This window comes from Streptomyces chilikensis (genome assembly GCF_001642695.1).
In the GTDB taxonomy this organism is placed as follows: domain Bacteria; phylum Actinomycetota; class Actinomycetes; order Streptomycetales; family Streptomycetaceae; genus Streptomyces; species Streptomyces chilikensis.
This window is the reverse complement of record NZ_LWCC02000151.1, coordinates 1-1,360: the sequence shown is the minus strand read 5'-3', so window position 1 is coordinate 1,360 and position 1,360 is coordinate 1. Positions and strand designations below refer to the sequence as shown.

General features: G+C 81.8%; 1 protein-coding gene. It reads left to right on the top strand.

What is annotated here, in order from left to right:
- Positions 1–1,231, top strand: a 1,231-nt coding sequence (locus A2U95_RS29315) for an FtsK/SpoIIIE domain-containing protein (protein WP_277351004.1), incomplete at its 5' end; no start/stop codon positions are given.
- Between the last annotated feature and the right edge of the window lie 129 nt (positions 1,232–1,360).

Genomic DNA, 1,360 nt, shown 5'->3' with positions numbered 1-1,360 from the left:
GCCCGGGCCGGCGGCCTCCGCGGCCGGGCCGGTGCTGCCGCGGACGGCGCCGGTGGGGCACGGCACGGTGGGCACCGTGGACGCGGTGTCGCTGGAGTGGGCCGAGCGGTTCGCCCGCGCGCTGGCCCCGCTGCGGGTGGACGCGCCGCCGTCACCGGTGGCGGGCGGTCTGCGCGGGGCGCAGGCCGGGCCGTCCGTGCCGCTGCCGGACTCGGCGCGGCTGCTGGACGAGCTGGGGCTGGCCCGCGCCACTCCCGCCTCGCTGCTGGCCCGCTGGGCCGACGCGGCGGACGACCTGGACCGCCCCGGTGGCCGCGCGGTCGCCGTCCTGGGCGCGGGACCGCACGGGCCGGTCGGCGTGGACCTCGCCGTGGACGGGCCGCACCTGCTGGTCGAGGGGCCGCCCGGCAGCGGGCGCACGGAGCTGCTGCGGGCGGTGGTGGCCTCGCTGGCCTCCGCGGAGCGGCCGGAGCGGCTGGCGCTGCTGCTGGTCGACGGTTCCGGGTCGGCGCGGGCGCAGGGGCTGGAGCCGTGCGCCGACGTCCCGCACGTGACGGGACGGCTCGTCGCCAGCGATCCGCTGGTCATGCGGGAGTTCGCGCAGGGCCTCACCGCCGAGCTGAAGCGGCGCAGCGAGGTGCTGGGGCTGCTGGACTTCGCGTCCTGGCACGCGGGGCGGGGGGTGCCGGCGCGGATCGTGCCGCAGCGGGGCTCCGCCTCGGCGGAGCCGGGCGAACCGGCGGCGATGCCGCGGCTGGTGGTCGTGGCCGACGACCTCGACGCGCTGCTCCGCCCCGCCCTCGGGGCGCCGGGGCGGCCCTCCGCCGGGTCCGTGGTGCGGGCGCTGGACGCGGTCGCGCGGGACGGTGACCGGCTGGGTGTCCACCTGGTCGCGGCGGCGGCCTCCGCGGACGGCGCCGAGCTGGCGCGCCGGGCGACGCGGATCCTCCTCGACGACGGCGCGCCGGCGGGCCGGGGACGGCTGCTGTCCCCCGGCGGACCGGTCACGCCGTTCCAGGGCGGGCGGGTGACGGGGCGCATCCCCCGCACCTCGACCCTCCGCCCCACGGTCCAGCCGCTGGACTGGTCCCGCATGGGCGATCCCCCCACCCGCCGCCCCGTCCGCGAACTCGGCAACGGCCCCACCGACCTGGCCCTCCTCGCCAGCGCCCTCACCCGCGCCGCCGCCCAGCACGCCGCCCCCACGGTCCCGTCCCCGGCGGCGCGGTAGCCCGCCGCGGGGACGCCCTCGCCGCACGGCGGTCATCGCCCCGCCTCCCCCGAGGCCGGCCGCCGCGCCCCCGCGGCCGGTCGTGCCGGCCTCGGCCACGGGGGACGCGGCGGCCGTCCGCACGCGGTC